Origin of the sequence: Vibrio sp. Vb1018, assembly GCF_033338775.1 — a bacterium.
GTDB classification, from domain to species: Bacteria; Pseudomonadota; Gammaproteobacteria; order Enterobacterales; family Vibrionaceae; genus Vibrio; species Vibrio alginolyticus.
Window position 1 is genome coordinate 242,640 of record NZ_JAWOTI010000003.1, and the last position, 15,918, is coordinate 258,557.

General features: G+C 45.5%; 15 protein-coding genes. 8 read left to right on the top strand and 7 right to left on the bottom strand.

Annotated features, from left to right (window positions below):
- Positions 1–11: 11 nt before the first annotated feature.
- A complete protein-coding gene (locus R7Z10_RS05820; protein WP_318104307.1) occupies positions 12–1,580 on the bottom strand; it encodes a DEAD/DEAH box helicase in 1,569 nt (522 codons plus the stop codon).
- A 286-nt stretch (positions 1,581–1,866) separates the two neighbouring features.
- Positions 1,867–2,577, bottom strand: coding sequence for a lipoate--protein ligase (locus R7Z10_RS05825; RefSeq protein ID WP_238762621.1), 711 nt, complete (start codon positions 2,575–2,577; stop codon positions 1,867–1,869).
- A 224-nt stretch (positions 2,578–2,801) separates the two neighbouring features.
- Here R7Z10_RS05825 and R7Z10_RS05830 point away from each other — a divergent pair, with 224 nt between their 5' ends.
- Entirely contained in the window at positions 2,802–3,128 is a 327-nt protein-coding gene (locus R7Z10_RS05830) for a DUF4156 domain-containing protein (RefSeq protein WP_025767966.1), read from the top strand.
- 79 nt (positions 3,129–3,207) lie between these two features.
- On the opposite strand, the gene R7Z10_RS05835 is transcribed toward R7Z10_RS05830, so the two are convergent.
- Both R7Z10_RS05835 and R7Z10_RS05840 read right to left on the bottom strand, forming a co-directional pair.
- Positions 3,208–4,236 carry a hypothetical protein gene (locus R7Z10_RS05835; protein ID WP_158173391.1) on the bottom strand — a complete coding sequence of 343 codons (1,029 nt, stop codon included), beginning with the start codon at positions 4,234–4,236 and terminating at the stop codon, positions 3,208–3,210.
- Positions 4,237–4,647: 411 nt separating this feature from the next.
- Positions 4,648–5,796 (bottom strand): PLP-dependent aminotransferase family protein, encoded by a 1,149-nt coding sequence (locus R7Z10_RS05840; protein WP_017819834.1) that lies wholly within the window; start codon positions 5,794–5,796, stop codon positions 4,648–4,650.
- 125 nt (positions 5,797–5,921) lie between these two features.
- On the opposite strand from R7Z10_RS05840, the gene R7Z10_RS05845 reads away from it, so the two are divergent.
- Positions 5,922–6,791, top strand: coding sequence for a GyrI-like domain-containing protein (locus tag R7Z10_RS05845; protein WP_005387011.1), 870 nt, complete (start codon positions 5,922–5,924; stop codon positions 6,789–6,791).
- An 80-nt stretch (positions 6,792–6,871) separates the two neighbouring features.
- On the top strand, positions 6,872–7,774 hold the full coding sequence (locus R7Z10_RS05850; protein WP_318104312.1) for a LysR family transcriptional regulator: 903 nt from the start codon (positions 6,872–6,874) through the stop codon (positions 7,772–7,774).
- A gap of 77 nt (positions 7,775–7,851) precedes the next feature.
- Here R7Z10_RS05850 and R7Z10_RS05855 read toward each other — a convergent pair whose 3' ends face one another.
- Positions 7,852–8,655 carry an SDR family NAD(P)-dependent oxidoreductase gene (locus R7Z10_RS05855; protein ID WP_182015827.1) on the bottom strand — a complete coding sequence of 268 codons (804 nt, stop codon included), beginning with the start codon at positions 8,653–8,655 and terminating at the stop codon, positions 7,852–7,854.
- Between the two features lie 228 nt (positions 8,656–8,883).
- Between R7Z10_RS05855 and R7Z10_RS05860 the strand changes: the two genes are divergently transcribed.
- The gene (locus tag R7Z10_RS05860; RefSeq protein ID WP_005373737.1) at positions 8,884–9,123 is read left to right on the top strand and encodes a YdcH family protein; all 240 of its coding nucleotides are present in this window, start codon (positions 8,884–8,886) and stop codon (positions 9,121–9,123) included.
- Positions 9,124–9,196: 73 nt separating this feature from the next.
- Here R7Z10_RS05860 and R7Z10_RS05865 read toward each other — a convergent pair whose 3' ends face one another.
- The gene (locus tag R7Z10_RS05865) at positions 9,197–9,868 is read right to left on the bottom strand and encodes a cupin domain-containing protein (protein WP_171345898.1); all 672 of its coding nucleotides are present in this window, start codon (positions 9,866–9,868) and stop codon (positions 9,197–9,199) included.
- Between the two features lie 208 nt (positions 9,869–10,076).
- Between R7Z10_RS05865 and R7Z10_RS05870 the strand changes: the two genes are divergently transcribed.
- The 4 genes from R7Z10_RS05870 (at position 10,077) to fabG (ending at position 13,953) form a co-directional block, all read left to right on the top strand.
- A complete protein-coding gene (locus R7Z10_RS05870; protein WP_171345897.1) occupies positions 10,077–11,219 on the top strand; it encodes a hypothetical protein in 1,143 nt (380 codons plus the stop codon).
- Positions 11,209–12,135, top strand: coding sequence for a metal ABC transporter solute-binding protein, Zn/Mn family (locus R7Z10_RS05875; RefSeq protein ID WP_171342629.1), 927 nt, complete (start codon positions 11,209–11,211; stop codon positions 12,133–12,135). The genes R7Z10_RS05870 and R7Z10_RS05875 overlap by 11 nt, the downstream gene beginning before the upstream one ends.
- Before the next feature lie 3 nt (positions 12,136–12,138).
- Positions 12,139–12,933 carry a metal ABC transporter permease gene (locus R7Z10_RS05880; RefSeq protein WP_318076048.1) on the top strand — a complete coding sequence of 265 codons (795 nt, stop codon included), beginning with the start codon at positions 12,139–12,141 and terminating at the stop codon, positions 12,931–12,933.
- A gap of 300 nt (positions 12,934–13,233) precedes the next feature.
- Entirely contained in the window at positions 13,234–13,953 is a 720-nt protein-coding gene (fabG, locus tag R7Z10_RS05885) for a 3-oxoacyl-ACP reductase FabG (protein ID WP_206970363.1), read from the top strand.
- 257 nt (positions 13,954–14,210) lie between these two features.
- Here the strand turns inward: fabG and R7Z10_RS05890 are convergent, their stop codons facing one another.
- On the bottom strand, positions 14,211–15,815 hold the full coding sequence (locus R7Z10_RS05890) for a S8 family peptidase (RefSeq protein ID WP_318104316.1): 1,605 nt from the start codon (positions 15,813–15,815) through the stop codon (positions 14,211–14,213).
- Positions 15,816–15,918: the final 103 nt, after the last annotated feature.

Sequence of the window (15,918 nt, forward strand, 5' to 3'; positions counted from 1 at the left end):
CCGTTTACAGATTAGTTTGCAGCCTGCGGACGAGGCTTACGGCGCTGACCTGACGGTTTGTTTCCTGCAGGCTTAGCATTGTTTGGCTTGCGGTTACCAGACGGTTTACCAGCGTTGCCACTCTTATTACCGTTTGGTTTATTTCCATTCGGTTTATTACCATTTGGCTTGTTGCCGTTAGGTTTGCGGTCATCTGGTTTACTGTTTGCACGACTTTGGCCTTCACGGTTGCCTTTAGGCTTGCCTGCACCGCCTTGGTTGGTGCTGTTTTTGTTGCCGTTGCTACCACCGTTGAAGCGACGTTTAGGTTTGTTTGCACCATTGCCTGCTTTCTTTTCGGCTGCTGGGGCATTTTCACTTGCAGCATTTGGCGCTTTTGGTTTTTTCGGCTTCTTAGGTTTTTTCGGTTTGATTGGGCGCGTATCCAGTTTGGATTCTGGCACCACATTGGTTGGTGCAAAACCTTCCAACTCTTTACGTGGTAGCACTTCTTGAATCAAACGTTCAATCGCAAACAACTCAGATGCTTCTAGCGCACACACGAGTGAAATCGCTTTACCTACTTCGCCCGCGCGGCCAGTACGACCAATACGGTGAACGTAGTCTTCTGCCACTTTCGGTAGCTCAAAGTTCACCACTTGCGGCAATTGAGGAATATCGATACCGCGCGCAGCAATGTCCGTCGCGACCAACACACGACTTTCACCCGATTTAAAATCCGCCAGTGCTTTGGTACGCGCGCCTTGGCTCTTGTTGCCGTGGATGGCTGCAGCCGGTAGGTTTTGTTCGATCAGGAACTTCGCTAGACGGTTTGCGCCGTGTTTCGTTTTCGTAAACACCAGCACTTGCTTCCAATCGCCGTCTTTGATCAATTTAACCAACATCGGTGCTTTCTTCTTCACGTCTGCAGGGTAGATGCTTTGCTCAACCGTTCTCGCCGTCGAGTTTGCCGGGTTAACGGAAATCTCAACCGGGTTGTTCACCAAGCCTTTCGCAAGATCGCGGATTTCATCCGAGAAAGTCGCCGAGAAAAGTAGATTCTGACGCTGTTTTGGTAGCAGGGCTAGGATTTTGCGAATATCGCGGATAAAGCCCATATCCAGCATGCGGTCTGCTTCATCCAGTACCAGAACTTCTAGTTGGTCGAACTTCACTGCATTTTGGTTGTACAAATCCATCAGGCGGCCTGGTGTTGCTACCAGCACATCCGCACCTTTGCGAAGACGCAGCATTTGCGGGTTGATCTTCACACCACCAAAAACAACCGCACTGCTTAGCGGAAGATGACGGCCGTACATAAACACGTTTTCTTGCACCTGAGCCGCCAGTTCACGCGTTGGCGTCAGGATAAGTGCACGAACTTGGTTAGCACGAACGCGAGGGCCGTTCGATAAACGCTCAAGAATCGGTAGCGTAAAGCCTGCGGTTTTACCTGTACCAGTCTGCGCTGCTGCCATTACGTCTTTCCCTTCCAAAATAGCAGGAATTGCTTTTGCCTGAATTGGCGAAGGGGTGTCGTAGCCTTTCTCTTGAATAGCTTTAAGGATTGGAGCAGATAGACCTAACGAGGTAAAACCCATATGTATGATTCTCAATTGTAGAGTTAGATAACAACGCGCCGAAAAACAAATCGGTGCGAAAAGTGCGACATTCTGAGGCTTTTACGCGCAGGCTTCAACTAATTCCGTCATGGATAAATATTTGAACTGGATCTCATTTCTTTTTGGCAGGCAAAACTGATAACTGGTTTGGTCGATCGATTGAATGGTTTTACGTTGGCGATGCCCATTCTTACATCGCTATCACGGTATGCAGTTTTAGTTTATCAAATGCTTTTCGGAGCAAGGGGGACGCTTGATCCTTTCATTACTCCGCTTTTGCATGCATTAAAAACGCGCTAGTTAATTGCTGAAAGAGCGAATCTACCGATGGGCGATCGGATATATGATGGAAGAGCGGTGTGTGGACATCACCACGAATATCATCGCTGTGACCGCAAAGCTGATTACACATTCGTACTGGTTCGACAATCTTCTCGACGTCGGCATCAATCAGAATGCATGCTTGTGATAACACCACTTGTCCGCCGCCTTTTTTAAGTAAAACACGCTGTGCGGTTCCCACGATTTTTTGCCCGCCAATGTTGAGGTTGTACTCGCCATCACAGTAGGAATAAGGCGTCGCATGAACATCCACTTTCACGCCGAGCTGTTTAAAGAAAACCGTTAATATCGCACATAAATCGAGATACGCTTTTTTGATGTTGTAAGGCTCGCCTTCTGGCCAGTGGTAAATGTGGGATAGATTGATAATACCTGGCACCTGAGGGACTGGGGCACCACCGGTTTTACGAGAAAAGAGCTTCCAGCCAGACGTATTTAACGCATGTTCTAACTCATTAGACACTGGCCACTTCTTACCCGCGGGAAGCACGAGCGTTGGGCTTTTTACTTGCCAAAGCAATAGCACTTGCGAGAGTTGGGTGGACTGAACTTGTTTAATGAGCTCATCTTCTTTGTCAAATGCATCAGCGACTTCCGTAGCTGTGTAGCGAATTAGCTTATTTTTAGCAACCAAACTCTATCCCTCGCGGCTATTTAATCGTTACTGTTGTATCTCAGATACAGCTTTATTGCTAGGTCTGAGTGATTAGGCTTTTGCTCGCTAGCTGCATGATCATCTTTTGGATCTTTTCCGTTGTCCATTAATTCTGCTTGAACACGCGATAAAAAGTTTTTGCTAGTCATCACATCAGCCATTCATAAAATCTGCCATCTATGAAAAATTTTGGCGATATAAGTATGAAAAAGCGAGTGATGACTCTCGCGTTAGCGGCATCATTAACGGGATGTGTGACGTTCCCAACTCAAGAATCTGAGCAAGTACAGGTGCTTTGGGACAATGTGAATGCGATTGAAAACTGTGAACTAATGGGTACCGTGATCGGTTCAGAAGGACACTTTTACGACTATTGGCTTCACGCAGATAAAGACATGGTTTGGGGTACGTTAAACCAAATGCGCATCAAGGCGGCAGATTTAGGCGCAGATACCTTGTACTTATATCAACCGTTGAGCTTTTCTACGTCAGTGACGATGTTTGCAAATGCTTACAAGTGCAAACAGTAGCTATTGGCTTGATCATAATTGAAAGACAGGCGCTGCTCGCCTGTCTTTGATGCGTTCTACAAATACTGGCTACTTCACGTTAATTAACGTTTGCTGTCGCCACCGCTGATGTATCAGAAAACGACAATGTAAAGTCTCGCTCGGTATTAAGCACTTTGGCTGGAAACTCTAAGCTCAACTGCGTATGTGGCGCGACTTCTGAAGCAATGCTAGTAACGAATTTTCGGGTTTCTCCAGGAGAGATCGATATGTCACTTCCACCTTGTGATGAGAGCTCAGCGATACCCATTGTTTCAAGTGTGTTACCTGCAGTATCCGCCAGGTGTAATAAAGATTCTGATTTGTAGATTAATTCTCCACTTTCTGTGCGATATGCATTAAACGAGTTGAAATTTGGTTGCAATGATCCTTGTGAACCAATATTAGTAACGGAAAATATCACATTAGCGCCATCAAAGTTCTCGACTCTTACAAGTACGTTACTGTCTTGGTAACGAGCGGCTGCTGCCGCAGTTGCTTGCTGTTTCTGCCTCTGTTTCTCTTTTTCAATGTCGCTTAACTGTTTCTGCTCATTAGCGATTCGATTCTTTGCCATGTAGTACGACTGATCGACCATTGCTATTAAAGCGGGGATTGAATACAAAGTGAGGCCTTCCAAATGGTCAAAGTCGATTTTGGCATGTTGAGTACGTTTATGATTAGAAAATTGGCAGTAACCATCAATCAAACTGATGAAAGCCACTTCAAAAGTGCCTTGTAATCGGCTTACTTCCTGTGCTGCTTTCTCTAGATTTGAGCGGACTTTCCGAATCTCTTCCAAACTCTTTTGTGAAAGACGACCGTTTGGCGATACGTCGTTAGAAACCGAAACCAGTTCTTCGGTCACAAATGGATTGTTTTCGGCTGGAATCACCGTAGTTATACGGTTGGATTTGGTGATGTCTTCGCCCAATAAAACCATCATTTTTTGCGATGCGGCGGTTGTGTTGCCCGCTAATACGTCACTACAGTTTGGCGACGTATTGGCATACACTGCGAATGCGGTAAAAAGTGAAAGTGTAACGGACCAGCCGATGGTGACGAGTCCTGTCGTGGTTCGAGTATTCATCCTGATAACCCCTCTGTCATTTGGTGCGATTCACTGACGTAATTGCCAATCAAAAGATTGGCTCGCGACATTCAGAATGGTTCTGGTCAACCCTTCGTAGTGGGTATGCCCACAGATGCTTTTTTAGTCGTTTATCAACCGCTAAGCCACGATTGATAAAGTGTCTGAAATTGAGAGCATTAACGCTGCGAAGTTGATGTCTTTGACTGAAAGATAGACGTAACTTTTCTAACCATCAAATACGTGATTGAGTTCTCATTTTTATATGAGTGAGAGGTTCAAGAGAAAACAGGCACTTACTGTAGAGAGTTGATTTGAAGGAAAAATATAAATTTTTTTGGGGAACTTTTTTGATGCTGCCTTTGAGACTTTTTTTGAATCTCAAAGGCAGGTTCTTACACTCGCGTTCAATTACAACGTGTTGAGGACATCCGCGAGTCGAGAGACAGCTGTCGTCAGTTCTTCTGGTGTAGCATTGGTAAAGTTAAGACGCAGAGCGGCTTTTACCTTTGAACCTTCTGGATAAAAGACCGGGCTCGGCACTACAGCAACCCAGTTTGCGAGAAGGTTTTTCGCCAGTTCGAAGGTGTCGCATTCTGGAATCTCGACCCAAACGAACATACCACCATCGACGGGTTTGAGTACGCAACTTTCTGGCAGCTGTTTTTGCAGTTCAGCAAACATGACATCGTAACGTGATTTGTAAAGAGCACAGATGGTTGAAATGTGCGTTTCGAAGTTGTCATGTTGCAGTAGACCATGCAGCAAAGCTTGCATAGGAATACTAGAGTGCAGATCGGCACCTTGTTTAATTTTGATGAGTGGCTCAAGGTAGCTGCTTTTGCCCGTAACTACACCAATACGCAAGCCTGGTGAAGCTATTTTGGAGAAAGAGCGCAATACGATGGAGTGCTGTGGGCAGAAGTCCGAAACCAGTGGAAGCGCTTCACCAGAAAAACGCAGCTCGCGGTATGGCGCGTCTTCGATGAATGCCACGTCGTATTGTATACAAAGCTCGGCAACTTTTTGGCGAGTCTCTAGCGCCCAGCATACGCCCGTTGGGTTGTGAAAATCGGGTACGGCGTAGAACATTTTTGGTTGCTGCGTGGCAAAGCATTGTTCGAGTTCTTCTAGGTTTGGGCCACACTCGGTTTGTGAAACGGTCACGATGTTGGCTTGCACTAGACCGAATACTTGCATAGCACCAAGGTAGCTCGGTGCTTCCATCACCACTTTATCGCCCGGATTTACGTACGCACGCGCAATCAAATCTAGCCCTTGCTGAGAGCCCGTTGTGATCATCGCCAAATGAGATTCCGGCAGCTGGTAATAATCGGTCAAAAAGTTAAGTAGCGGGGCGTAGCCTGCTGTTGCGCCATATTGAAACACCTCTGGCATATTAGCGAGGTTTTCGAGCGTCGGTTTCATTAAGTCGATCGGGAAGGTTTTTTCGTCCGGCAAGCCACCTGCAAGAGAAATGACGTTCTTATCGCTCGCTGCTGCGAGGATCTCTCGGATGTAGGATGACTTAGTTTGTTGTAATGACTGTGCGATTTCCATGTGCTGTGCTTCTCGTAATTGTCTTTTTTTATGTCAGAAATAGTATAGGTAAATTGCCAAGCTTGGTGTGTCCATTTATGCTGTTAAACATGTCCATTTATGCTATTTAAGCGAAAGTTTACTCCGTGAGCCATCAACAAGTTTCCAGAATCAATGACGTGCTGTTTTACATTCACCAGGACATTAGCAGAGATTTATCGGCTAAAGAGCTAGCAGATGTAGCAGCCTATTCTGAACAGCACTTCCATCGTATTTTTAAAGATGTGGTAGGGGAGTCTGTCCATCAATATATCCGTCGAACAAGAATGGAATACGCCGCCAATCAACTGATGTTTGATACCAGCTCATCGGTGTTAGACATTGCTAACAAGTGCGGCTTTAGCTCGGTATCTTCTTTTAGCCGAGCGTTTAAAGCAACGTTCGCTATGTCTCCTGGCGCGTGGCGAAAGCATGATTTACAAGTCGCAGAAAAGCCGTATCTAAAAGATCCAGAAGTGGCTGCGGGTTATCATCGGGTTGCGAAACGCGAGTTGCCAGAACCTAAAATTATGGAGGTTCCACAACGCTTTGCGGCTTATGTGCGGCATGAGGGTTATAGCCGTTCCATTCGTAATGCGTGGCTGATTTTGAAGGCGTGGGCAAGCTCTGAGAATCGGGACTTTTCGGTTCAATACGGTTTGCATCACTCCAACCCCGCTTGGGTTGAGCTCGATAAGTGTCGCTATGTGGCTTGTATGGCGATTGATAAGCCGCTTAAAGTACGCGGTGTCGTGAATCAAATGACGATTCCGGGTGGTTTGCATGCTGTTTTTCGCTTAACAGGGGTATATGGAGAGCTTCTTCCTCAATTGAGTATGGTGTTAGAAAAGTGGTTGCCGAATTCAGGCTTTAAGCAGCGTTCTACTCCCGCTTATGTTCACTATCATAAAAACCATTTCCTTAGCCATGATGAGGCGTTTGAGCTGGACTTCTATCTGCCCATCAGTTTTTTCTAACTGGAGTATTTATTTACTATCCGTAAGGAAGAAAATGCTAAGCTCTATATGGTGATTTTTTACAAATAATTGAAAATTAAATGAACATCGATCATGTAAAGCTATTTGTCCGTTTGGCTTCGACACACAACATCAGCATGGCTGGTCAGGAGCTTGGACTTTCTCCTGCTGTCGCTAGTGCGCACATCAACAAACTTGAGGACAGCTTAGGAGTTCGTTTAGTTCATCGCACCACACGCAAAGTTTCCTTAACTGAAGAAGGGCAGGCTTTTTTACCTCACGCGGAGGAGGTCCTTGCAACAGTGGAGGCAGCAAGGGGAGCTGTTGGCTCAGGGCAGAGTGCGCCAACGGGAGTATTACGTATAACCGCCTCTGCAACTTTTGGTCGCTTGCATATTGTGCCCGCATTAAAAGGTTTTATGGCGCGTTACCCAGGGTTAACCGTGGACTGCCGATTTTCTGATTCCATTATTGATCTGGTTGAGGGAGGTTTCGATGTCGCCATTCGTGTCGCTGAGTTGAAAGATTCTTCATTGGTCGCAAGAAAGCTTGCGCCAGATCGTCGTATTATCGTTGCATCACCAGATTATATTGAACAATTTGGGAGACCTAACAAGCCCCAAGACTTGACGAATCATCAATGTATTAACTTAGTTGGAATGAATAATTGGTCATTCAATACAAAAGATGGAATGGTCAATGTAAGAACTTCTGGTCGTTTTAAAACTGATAATGGTGATGCGATGAGAGACGCGACGGTAAACGGGTTAGGTATTTCTATCAACTCGGTTTGGAGTGTTTATCAAGAATTACAAAGTGGTCAGCTAGTGGAAGTACTCGAAGATCACCCTTTAGCGATGGATGCTGGGATTTGGACTGTGTACCCAAGCTCTCGTTTAATTGCGCCTAAGGTGCGTGCCTTTATTGATTACTTTGCTGAATACTATGGTACGCCACCTTATTGGGAGTTTGCGGAAAAGTGATAACAAGTTTCACTTATCGAATACATTGTTTTTAAGGTCCGAATAAAAACGAACCTCAAGATAATTCTTAATTGTTATTAATAGAGTTTGCTTAAGATTAATTCAATAGTATCAATTATCTGCTGTGTTTTGCTTTGATCTAATGCATCAGGGTGTGGGGGCGCGAATGCTTCAATGTCATTATCGAAGTACATACCATGCGCTTGAGCAAACTCTTCTGATAGCGCAGCGCGAGTTAGAATATCTGCTCCTAAGCGGATATCACCACCAGCAACCCCATAAGCATCTTTAACCATCTTACTACCTAGGAATGATTTTGGGTTTACTGATACCAACATAGGGCCAGTGTTCTTAAGCTTTAGTCCGATTGCTCGTGACCACATCGTTAATGCCAATTTGCTTTGGGCATATGCTTCGCCATCTGACAATGGTTTGTTACCGAGTAAAGCGCTAGTGTTTACTGTTGTTTGTGCAGCTGAAGACAAATTAACCACACGACCCGTATCTCCGAGCAACGGCAATAGCTCTCTAGTGAGTAAGTAGGGAGCAATGGTGTTGACTGCGAAGCGTACATCAAGACCCTCTTTAGTTCTTGGATTTGGTGTTGCGTACACACCAGCATTGTTAATGATGACGTCTAAATGATTGAACCGTTCTGTTATCTCCATCACTATCTGTTTTACCGCATTGGGAGAGGATAAATCAGCAACAAGGCTTTCAACTTTACCACTTTTCATCTCCCTCAAACTTTGCTCAACTTGTTGAATTTTCTCTATATTCCGGCCATGGATTATTACGTGTTGTTCACGGTTAATTAACATTTTCGCGGTTTCTAAACCAATACCGTCAGTAGATCCAGTAACTAGAATTGTCTTTCGCATGATCGCTCTCATTGTTGAGGGTTATTATAGAACGATCATAGTGGCATCTTTTGCATTCGACTATTGAGACTAAAAAGAAAACACTTTCTAGGAAAAATTGAAAATAACTTTGTTGTTCTTTTTGTGGACGGTGCGACGAATTAACGTCTCATTAGATGCTACGGTTATACATGTGGTGCTCAAAAATTAGGCACTATTTTGTACTCAAATAATAGCCAAGAGGTCTCTATGTTAGGTGAAAATCACTCATTAACTCATGAATTCCCAGAACATTTGGATACCATTACTCAGCTTACCGAAAACGATGCATCATTTGCTGAAACCGTTAAAAACTACAATGCTTTAGATAAGGAAATCCGCGTACTAGAACTTCAAGGAAGCCCGATTGATGATCACGAAATGAACGTGTTAAAACATAACCGGGCTGAGCTCAAAGACTGGCTCCACTCGCGAATAATGGGTTCTTAGTGACGAAATGATCATCGGCTCGTAAATTGCGGGCCGATTTTAGTTCCAATGGACGATGCCAAGTGTGCAAACATTAGGAGTGCTGAGCAGGAGCTTGGAGCGGCAGGTGACCAGTTTTTACCCAAATGATCGTTTCTTGCTCTACAAAAGGAAAATGCTCGCTCATATGTGGGCTTCGAATCCAAGAGAGAGCGGGATAGGTACCTAGCTCGTCTCTAAACTCTCCTGACAATACGAAAATTTCTTCACCACCAAAGTGACGGTGTGGTTGAAACTTCTCACCTTTTGGCCATTTAACCAACGCGACATGTTCGTGCTCAAAATTATGCAGCGGCATGACTTGCAACCCACCGACACCACTCTGCCAGCTCGCTTGGTTTGTATTAATGCGAACTGTTTCAAGATCCTCAGATTCGAACTGATTTAGTTTAACTAAAATCACACAGCCTTCTTCGCTAAATGGTGCGTGTTGACTTCCTGGAGGGTTACGAAGGTAAGTGCCGGCAGGGTAGTCACCGTATTCGTCAGAGAATACCCCCTCGAGCACCAATATTTCTTCTCCTTGAGGGTGAGGATGAGTCGAAAACTGCGAATTTGGCTCGTACTTAACGACGCTGGTGGTATGCCCTGATTCTTCGGCTTCTCGTTCCAAAGGTTTGCGCCACACACCTTTGGAAGGGCTGGCGATCCATTCCTGTTGAGCAGTATCTATCACGATTCTTTTTGAAAAATCCATATTCAACATATTGAAATTCCGTTACTTATTTAATTACTAATTCTCATTAGTATACGTATAAAAAACATCAATTGATTCATTTGTTGATAGCCCAATTCATGGATTGAGTACGAACATGAAATCGGAGCCTAATTTAAATTTCCGCTTGTGTAATGAGAATTGTTATATTATAACATCGAAAAATTAAATGTTATAACATAACAAAAAGGAAAAAGTAGTGAATAAGAAATTGGTGTCTCTCGTGATCGGTAGCATTTTTGCATCCCCTGTTTTTGCCGACACACTATCGAACCCACAGATTGGTGTTGTTGTTGATGGCTACTACCAAGATGGCCAACGTCATAATTCTGAGCGCGAAGAAGGCTTTGGTCTAGGCCATACGGAATTAAACTTCTCATCAAATATCGACGACAAGTTTTACGGCGCATTGACCGCGGTTCTTGAAAGTCATGGTGATGATACAGAATTAGAGCTTGAAGAGGCATTCATCGAAACTTTGGCATTGCCATATGGTGTAAATGTGCGCGCTGGCCGATTCCTATCTGACTTTGGTTACCTGAATAACCAACACATGCACACCGATAGCTTTGTTGAGCGTCCAATTGCTTATCGTACTTTCCTTGGCTCGCACTACTACGATGATGGTGTACGTGCAAACATCGTGTTGCCAACCGACCTTTACGTAAAACTTGGTGTAGAAGCGCTCAGTGGTAGCAAAATGTCTTCTGTTGAAGATGGTTCTGAAGTTGGCGTGTACACCACGACGCTGAAGCTTGGTAGTGACTTCTCCGAATCTTCAAGTTGGCAGTTTGGTTTAAGTTACCTGCGTAACGAAAACGGCAAGGTTAAAGAATTCGAAGATCACGACCACGGTCATGAAGAAGAGCATGAGCACGATCACCATCATGGCGCAGCAGTGACAGGTGCGAACCTTTACGGTGCTGATTTTGTTTGGAAATGGGCACCAGACGGTAATTACAAATACAGCAACTTCACGCTATCGGCTGAATACATGCTGTTAGACGGTGTGGTAGACAGCAAATATAAAAACGATGCAGAGTCACCAGACAACTTAAGCGCTTACTATGTTTCGGGTGTTTATCGCTTCAACCCAAGCTGGTCAGCAGGTCTACGTTACGGCGAAGCAGAAAGCTACGATGGTCATGCACACGGCGACCACATGCATTTCACTGAGCTGAATGATAAAGAAATGGATGCGATGATCGCATGGGATTCTTCTCATTTCGGTACTATCCGTGCGCAATACACTCGCATTGATAACCAAGACAGCGAGACAGACAACGTGTTCACTCTGCAATACGTGATGACATTTGGAGCGCACGGTGCTCATGCGTTCTAAGCTGACATTGAATAAATGCAGTTTGGTGATGATGGCAGCAGGAGCTGCCATCATCTCTTCGCCTGCTTTGGCTCTAAACATTTTCGTTTGTGAGCCAGAATGGAAAGCCTTTCTTGAAAGCCACGCGCCAGATGCCAGTATTTATTCAGCGACAACGGCTAAGCAAGACCCACATTACGTACAAGCTCGTCCTTCTTTGATTGCGAAGATGCGCCAAGCGGACATGGCAATGTGCTCGGGTGCAGAACTAGAAGTGGGGTGGTTACCTATGCTGCAAGTTCGTAGCAGCAATGCGGCGGTGCAAAATGGTGCGCCGAGCATGATCTACGCGACGGACTTCGTGCGCATGTTAGATACTCATGCTCACGTTGACCGTAGCATGGGAGATATACACGCTCACGGTAACCCACATGTTCAATTTGCGGCAAATGACATGATTCCATTATCTCGTAAAGTCACGGATCGCCTAAAAGCGATTGATCCCGACAACGCACAAAGTTACCAAGTGAATGGTATGAAGTTTCGTGCTCATTGGCGTAAAAAGCTTAAAGAATGGAATGAGAAAGGGGCTGCTTTAAAGGGTAAGCAAGTTGTCGGTTATCACGCGACGTATCGTTATTTGTACGATTGGCTCGGAATGAAGCAGATTGCCGATCTCGAACCTAAACCGGGCATTTCACCGACCACATCTCACCTGCAATCACTTACCAAGTTAGATGCTGACAGTTTTGATGCGATTGTTTACTCCTCTCATCAGGATCAGCGTCCAGCGAACTGGTTGCAAGATCATACTGACAAACCTGTGATTCAACTGCCATTGACCGTTTCTGAGGGTGAAAACTTGGATGAGATGTACGATCAAGTCATTGATGATTTACTGGATGTGTTAGTGCCGCCCGTTCCTGTGAAGATCTGAGCCATGGCTGATTATGCATGGCTTTTACCTGCGGTTTTGTGTGGTTTAATTGCGTTAGTTGGCAACATCGTTCTGGGGCAACAAGTTCTTAATCGTCAGATCATCTTTATAGATTTGGCGGTGGCGCAAGTCGCGGCATTGGGGGCAGCACTTAGCCACTACTGGTTGAGCCAATACGCGCTGTTCTCAGGCTCATTCTTTGGCGAAATGATTGGCCCTTGGGTGATGTCTTTGATGCTTTGCGGTTTGATCGCCCTTATGGAGAAACGATACCAGCAGCATTTAGAGCCCATGATTGGCAGCTTGTTTGTCGTGTCTGCATCGCTGGCAATCCTGCTGGTGAGCAAAGACCCACACGGCGGAGACTTTATTCAAGGCATTCTTAATGGGCAACTGTTATGGGCGACTTGGGCAGACGTCTGGCCTTTGGCACTCATTACCGCTGCGATGTTGCTATTGGTTTGGTTAAAACCTGCGTTTATGCACGGTAGTGGTTTTTATCTGATCTTTGCTATTCTGATGCCCATTACGGTCAAGTTAACCGGCATTTATTTAGAATTTGCTTTGTTGGTGATTCCAGCTTTATGTGCGGCAGCATTGAAGGGAACTCGATTCTTTGTCGCCAGTATCAGCATTGGTATTGTTGGGATCTTATCGGGTATTGCCGCATCGGCTCGCTATGACTTACCGAGTGGTGCGAGTATTGTGATCACCCTGTTTATTGCTGGCATGTTGTTTAATCTCTTGCTTCAGCCTTTTCTGGTGAAAATAACAAAACCAGCTTTTGTAAGAGATTAAGAGACAAGTAATATTGGTCTGATGAAGTAGTATTTGATTAATCAGACCAATACTTTTCTATCCAAGCCCTCCAATCGTGTAACTTTGCGCCTTCCAACACACTTTCTTACGTTGATCTTGCCATAGTCATCAAGTTGCCTTGATTAGTTCACATCCGACTCCCAGACTGTTTCTATAGTTTTTATAAGATATAAAAGACCCTGCGTATGAGAAGCGCAGTTGTAACGCGACTAGGCATAAAAACAAAAAACGCTAGGGATACAAGCGAATTTGTAATCTCAACATTTAAGGAAGACCAAGATGAAACCGGAAAAAGTAGCAGTAGTCACTGGTGCGGCTCGTGGTATTGGCCAAGCGATTTGTGAACAATTACTGGAGGATGGATTCCATGTTGTCGGGCTAGATATAGCGCCCGTGGAATGGAGTCAGTCGGCGCAGCTAAGCAGTTATCAAGTCAACTTGTGTGATGCCGAAGCCGTCAGTGAAGTAGTAGAAAGTGTTGTAGAGCAGCACGGAAGAATCGATGCTCTGGTTAACAACGCGGGCATCACTCGAGATGCATTGTTGCCAGATATGTTAGAGCAAGACTGGGACAGCGTGATCGACGTGAACCTAAAAGCGGTGTTCTTACTCACCCAACGTGTTGCTCCTGTCATGCTAGAGCAGGGCACAGGCAGTATTGTTAGCATTTCTTCTATAGTGGGAACGGATGGTAATATCGGCCAGAGCAACTACGGCGCAAGTAAAGGCGGCGTCATCTCAATGAGCAAAGGCTGGGCGAAAGAACTTTCAAGAAAGGGTGCACAGATACGCGTCAACTGTGTCGCGCCAGGCTTTATCGCCACCGACATGACCAAGAACCTGCCAGAGAAAGTCATTCAAATGATGGAAGGCAAAACCCCATTAGGGCGCATGGGCTCAGTTCAAGATATTGCCAGTGGCGTCTCTTTCCTAACCTCAGACAAGAGCGCCTACATCACAGGCCAAGTGCTCAAGATTGACGGTGGGTTGGTATTATAGCTCGTTAATCAAAATCTAAAATAAAAATGCCTTTTACTTATGTAAAGGGCTTTTTTGTTTGAGGAACCCGACTTATGCGAGTACTACTAACTAATAGAAAGCTTCGATGCCGCTTCGAGTTGAGTTTTTGAAGCAAAAGGCCAATACGTTTGAATAGCGTCTCCTCTTAAACACTGCATTCCCTAAAGCACCGTATTCCCAAAAGAAAAGCCCACCGAAAAGCGGGCTTTGTTCTCTTTTAGTAAAGAGAAGAATAACTAGTAGCTCGCTTGAATGCTGACACCGCTATAGTTTGAGTAACCTTGAATCATGACGTGATAACGTCCACTTTGCGTCGCACTGACCGTACATGTTTCATTGTTACCGTATTTGAAAGGTCGGCAGTCCCATGCATTCAGTGCTGGTTTTGCTCCAAAACGGAGATACAAATCCGCATCGCCACTGCCACCATACATTTGTACGGTTAAGCGCTGCCCAGTTTCTACATCAACATAGTAATACGCTACTTGACCAGTTGAACCACTTAAACCACTTACTGGCACGCCCGAGGTTAATTTGCCTTCTGGGTCCGGTGTTGGATCTGGGCCACCGCAGTCTTGGCCACAATCTGCATCCGTTAAGCTATAAAGTAGCTTGTTCACGCTGCCTCTTGTGTCCGTCACTTTTCCGCTAGTTGCGCGGCTAACGATCAAGGCCTCTACTTGGCTTGGAGACAGTGAACTGTTTTCTTGAAGATACAATGCTGCTACACCCGCCACATGTGGCGTCGCCATCGAAGTGCCACTAATGGTTTTGTAGCCACCGTCATACCATGCAGATTTGATTTGTGAACCTGGCGCAAATACATCCACACAACTGCCCCAGTTTGAAAAACTCGAACGTGCATCCGTGCTAGTGGTCGATCCGACAGTTACTCCGGAAGCAACGCGTGCTGGAGAATAGTTACACGCATCGGCGTTGGAGTTACCTGCTGCTAGCATAAAGCTGACACCTGACTGAACCGCACTTTGCACCGCACTATCCAGAGCGACGGATTGACCGCCGCCTAAACTCATGTTGGCGACTGAAGGTCCGGAAGCGTTCGCAGCCACCCAGTCCACACCGGCAATAACACCAGAAGTAGAACCCGATCCGGTACAGCTCAATACTCTCACGCCGACAAGGTTGACGTTTTTCGCAACACCATACAAGCTGCCGCCAATGGTGCCCGCTACGTGTGTGCCGTGTCCATTACAGTCACTTGCATCTGCATCGTTATCGACAAAGTCATACCCTGAAACTGAGCGACCACCGAACTCAACATGCGCGTTATTCACACCAGTATCGATAACATAAGCCGTTACCCCAGTCCCATCAAAGTTGGCACTGTAGTTGTTATCGAGTGGCAAGTTTCGTTGGTCGATTCGGTCTAGTCCCCAAATGGCATTGGTTTGATTTGCGTCTGCCGAGACTATTGGGTCAAGCGATAGGATTCTGTCTTGCTCAATGTAGTCCACACGAGGATCAGAACGCAGATCTTTTAGTTGCTCAGGACTCAAGTTAGCGACAAATCCACTTATCGAGTGGTCAAAAACCGACTCCACTTGTATCGAATACAAACCAGACATGCGGTCTACGGATTGTTGCGTGAATTGCTCGAATTCCGTTGAATTGCTCACCATCATTTGCGGCTGTTGAAATACCACAATATAGCGATCTGCAATGGCGATGTCGTCCGGTGCAAGCATCAAAGTGGCAGGCAATGTGTTGGGAGCTTGTTGTAACTCTGCACTGTCCGCAAGCTCATTGGGTTGCGAAAAAGCGAGAGAAGAATGAAAACAGAGCGCGGAGGTGATACAACAACTTAGTAGTTTCTTTAACATAAAATGTTCCTCGAAATCATAGTCTTGTTGATTTTTACCTAGTACCAAACTGTCAACACGAAAACACAGACAATCAGCGTAGTGCGTGCTGAAGTGACGTTAC

Excerpts from the sequence above, each read along its gene's own strand:
- R7Z10_RS05820 (WP_318104307.1), bottom strand. The coding sequence starts at position 1,580 with ATGGGTTTTACCTCGTTAGGTCTATCTGCTCCAATCCTTAAAGCTATT.
- R7Z10_RS05830 (WP_025767966.1), top strand. The coding sequence starts at position 2,802 with ATGAAAAAGCGAGTGATGACTCTCGCGTTAGCGGCATCATTAACGGGA.
- R7Z10_RS05835 (WP_158173391.1), bottom strand. The coding sequence starts at position 4,236 with ATGAATACTCGAACCACGACAGGACTCGTCACCATCGGCTGGTCCGTT.
- R7Z10_RS05840 (WP_017819834.1), bottom strand. The coding sequence starts at position 5,796 with ATGGAAATCGCACAGTCATTACAACAAACTAAGTCATCCTACATCCGA.
- R7Z10_RS05850 (WP_318104312.1), top strand. The coding sequence starts at position 6,872 with ATGAACATCGATCATGTAAAGCTATTTGTCCGTTTGGCTTCGACACAC.
- R7Z10_RS05855 (WP_182015827.1), bottom strand. The coding sequence starts at position 8,655 with ATGCGAAAGACAATTCTAGTTACTGGATCTACTGACGGTATTGGTTTA.
- R7Z10_RS05860 (WP_005373737.1), top strand. The coding sequence starts at position 8,884 with ATGTTAGGTGAAAATCACTCATTAACTCATGAATTCCCAGAACATTTG.
- R7Z10_RS05865 (WP_171345898.1), bottom strand. The coding sequence starts at position 9,868 with ATGTTGAATATGGATTTTTCAAAAAGAATCGTGATAGATACTGCTCAA.
- R7Z10_RS05875 (WP_171342629.1), top strand. The coding sequence starts at position 11,209 with ATGCGTTCTAAGCTGACATTGAATAAATGCAGTTTGGTGATGATGGCA.
- R7Z10_RS05880 (WP_318076048.1), top strand. The coding sequence starts at position 12,139 with ATGGCTGATTATGCATGGCTTTTACCTGCGGTTTTGTGTGGTTTAATT.
- fabG (WP_206970363.1), top strand. The coding sequence starts at position 13,234 with ATGAAACCGGAAAAAGTAGCAGTAGTCACTGGTGCGGCTCGTGGTATT.
- R7Z10_RS05890 (WP_318104316.1), bottom strand. The coding sequence starts at position 15,815 with ATGTTAAAGAAACTACTAAGTTGTTGTATCACCTCCGCGCTCTGTTTT.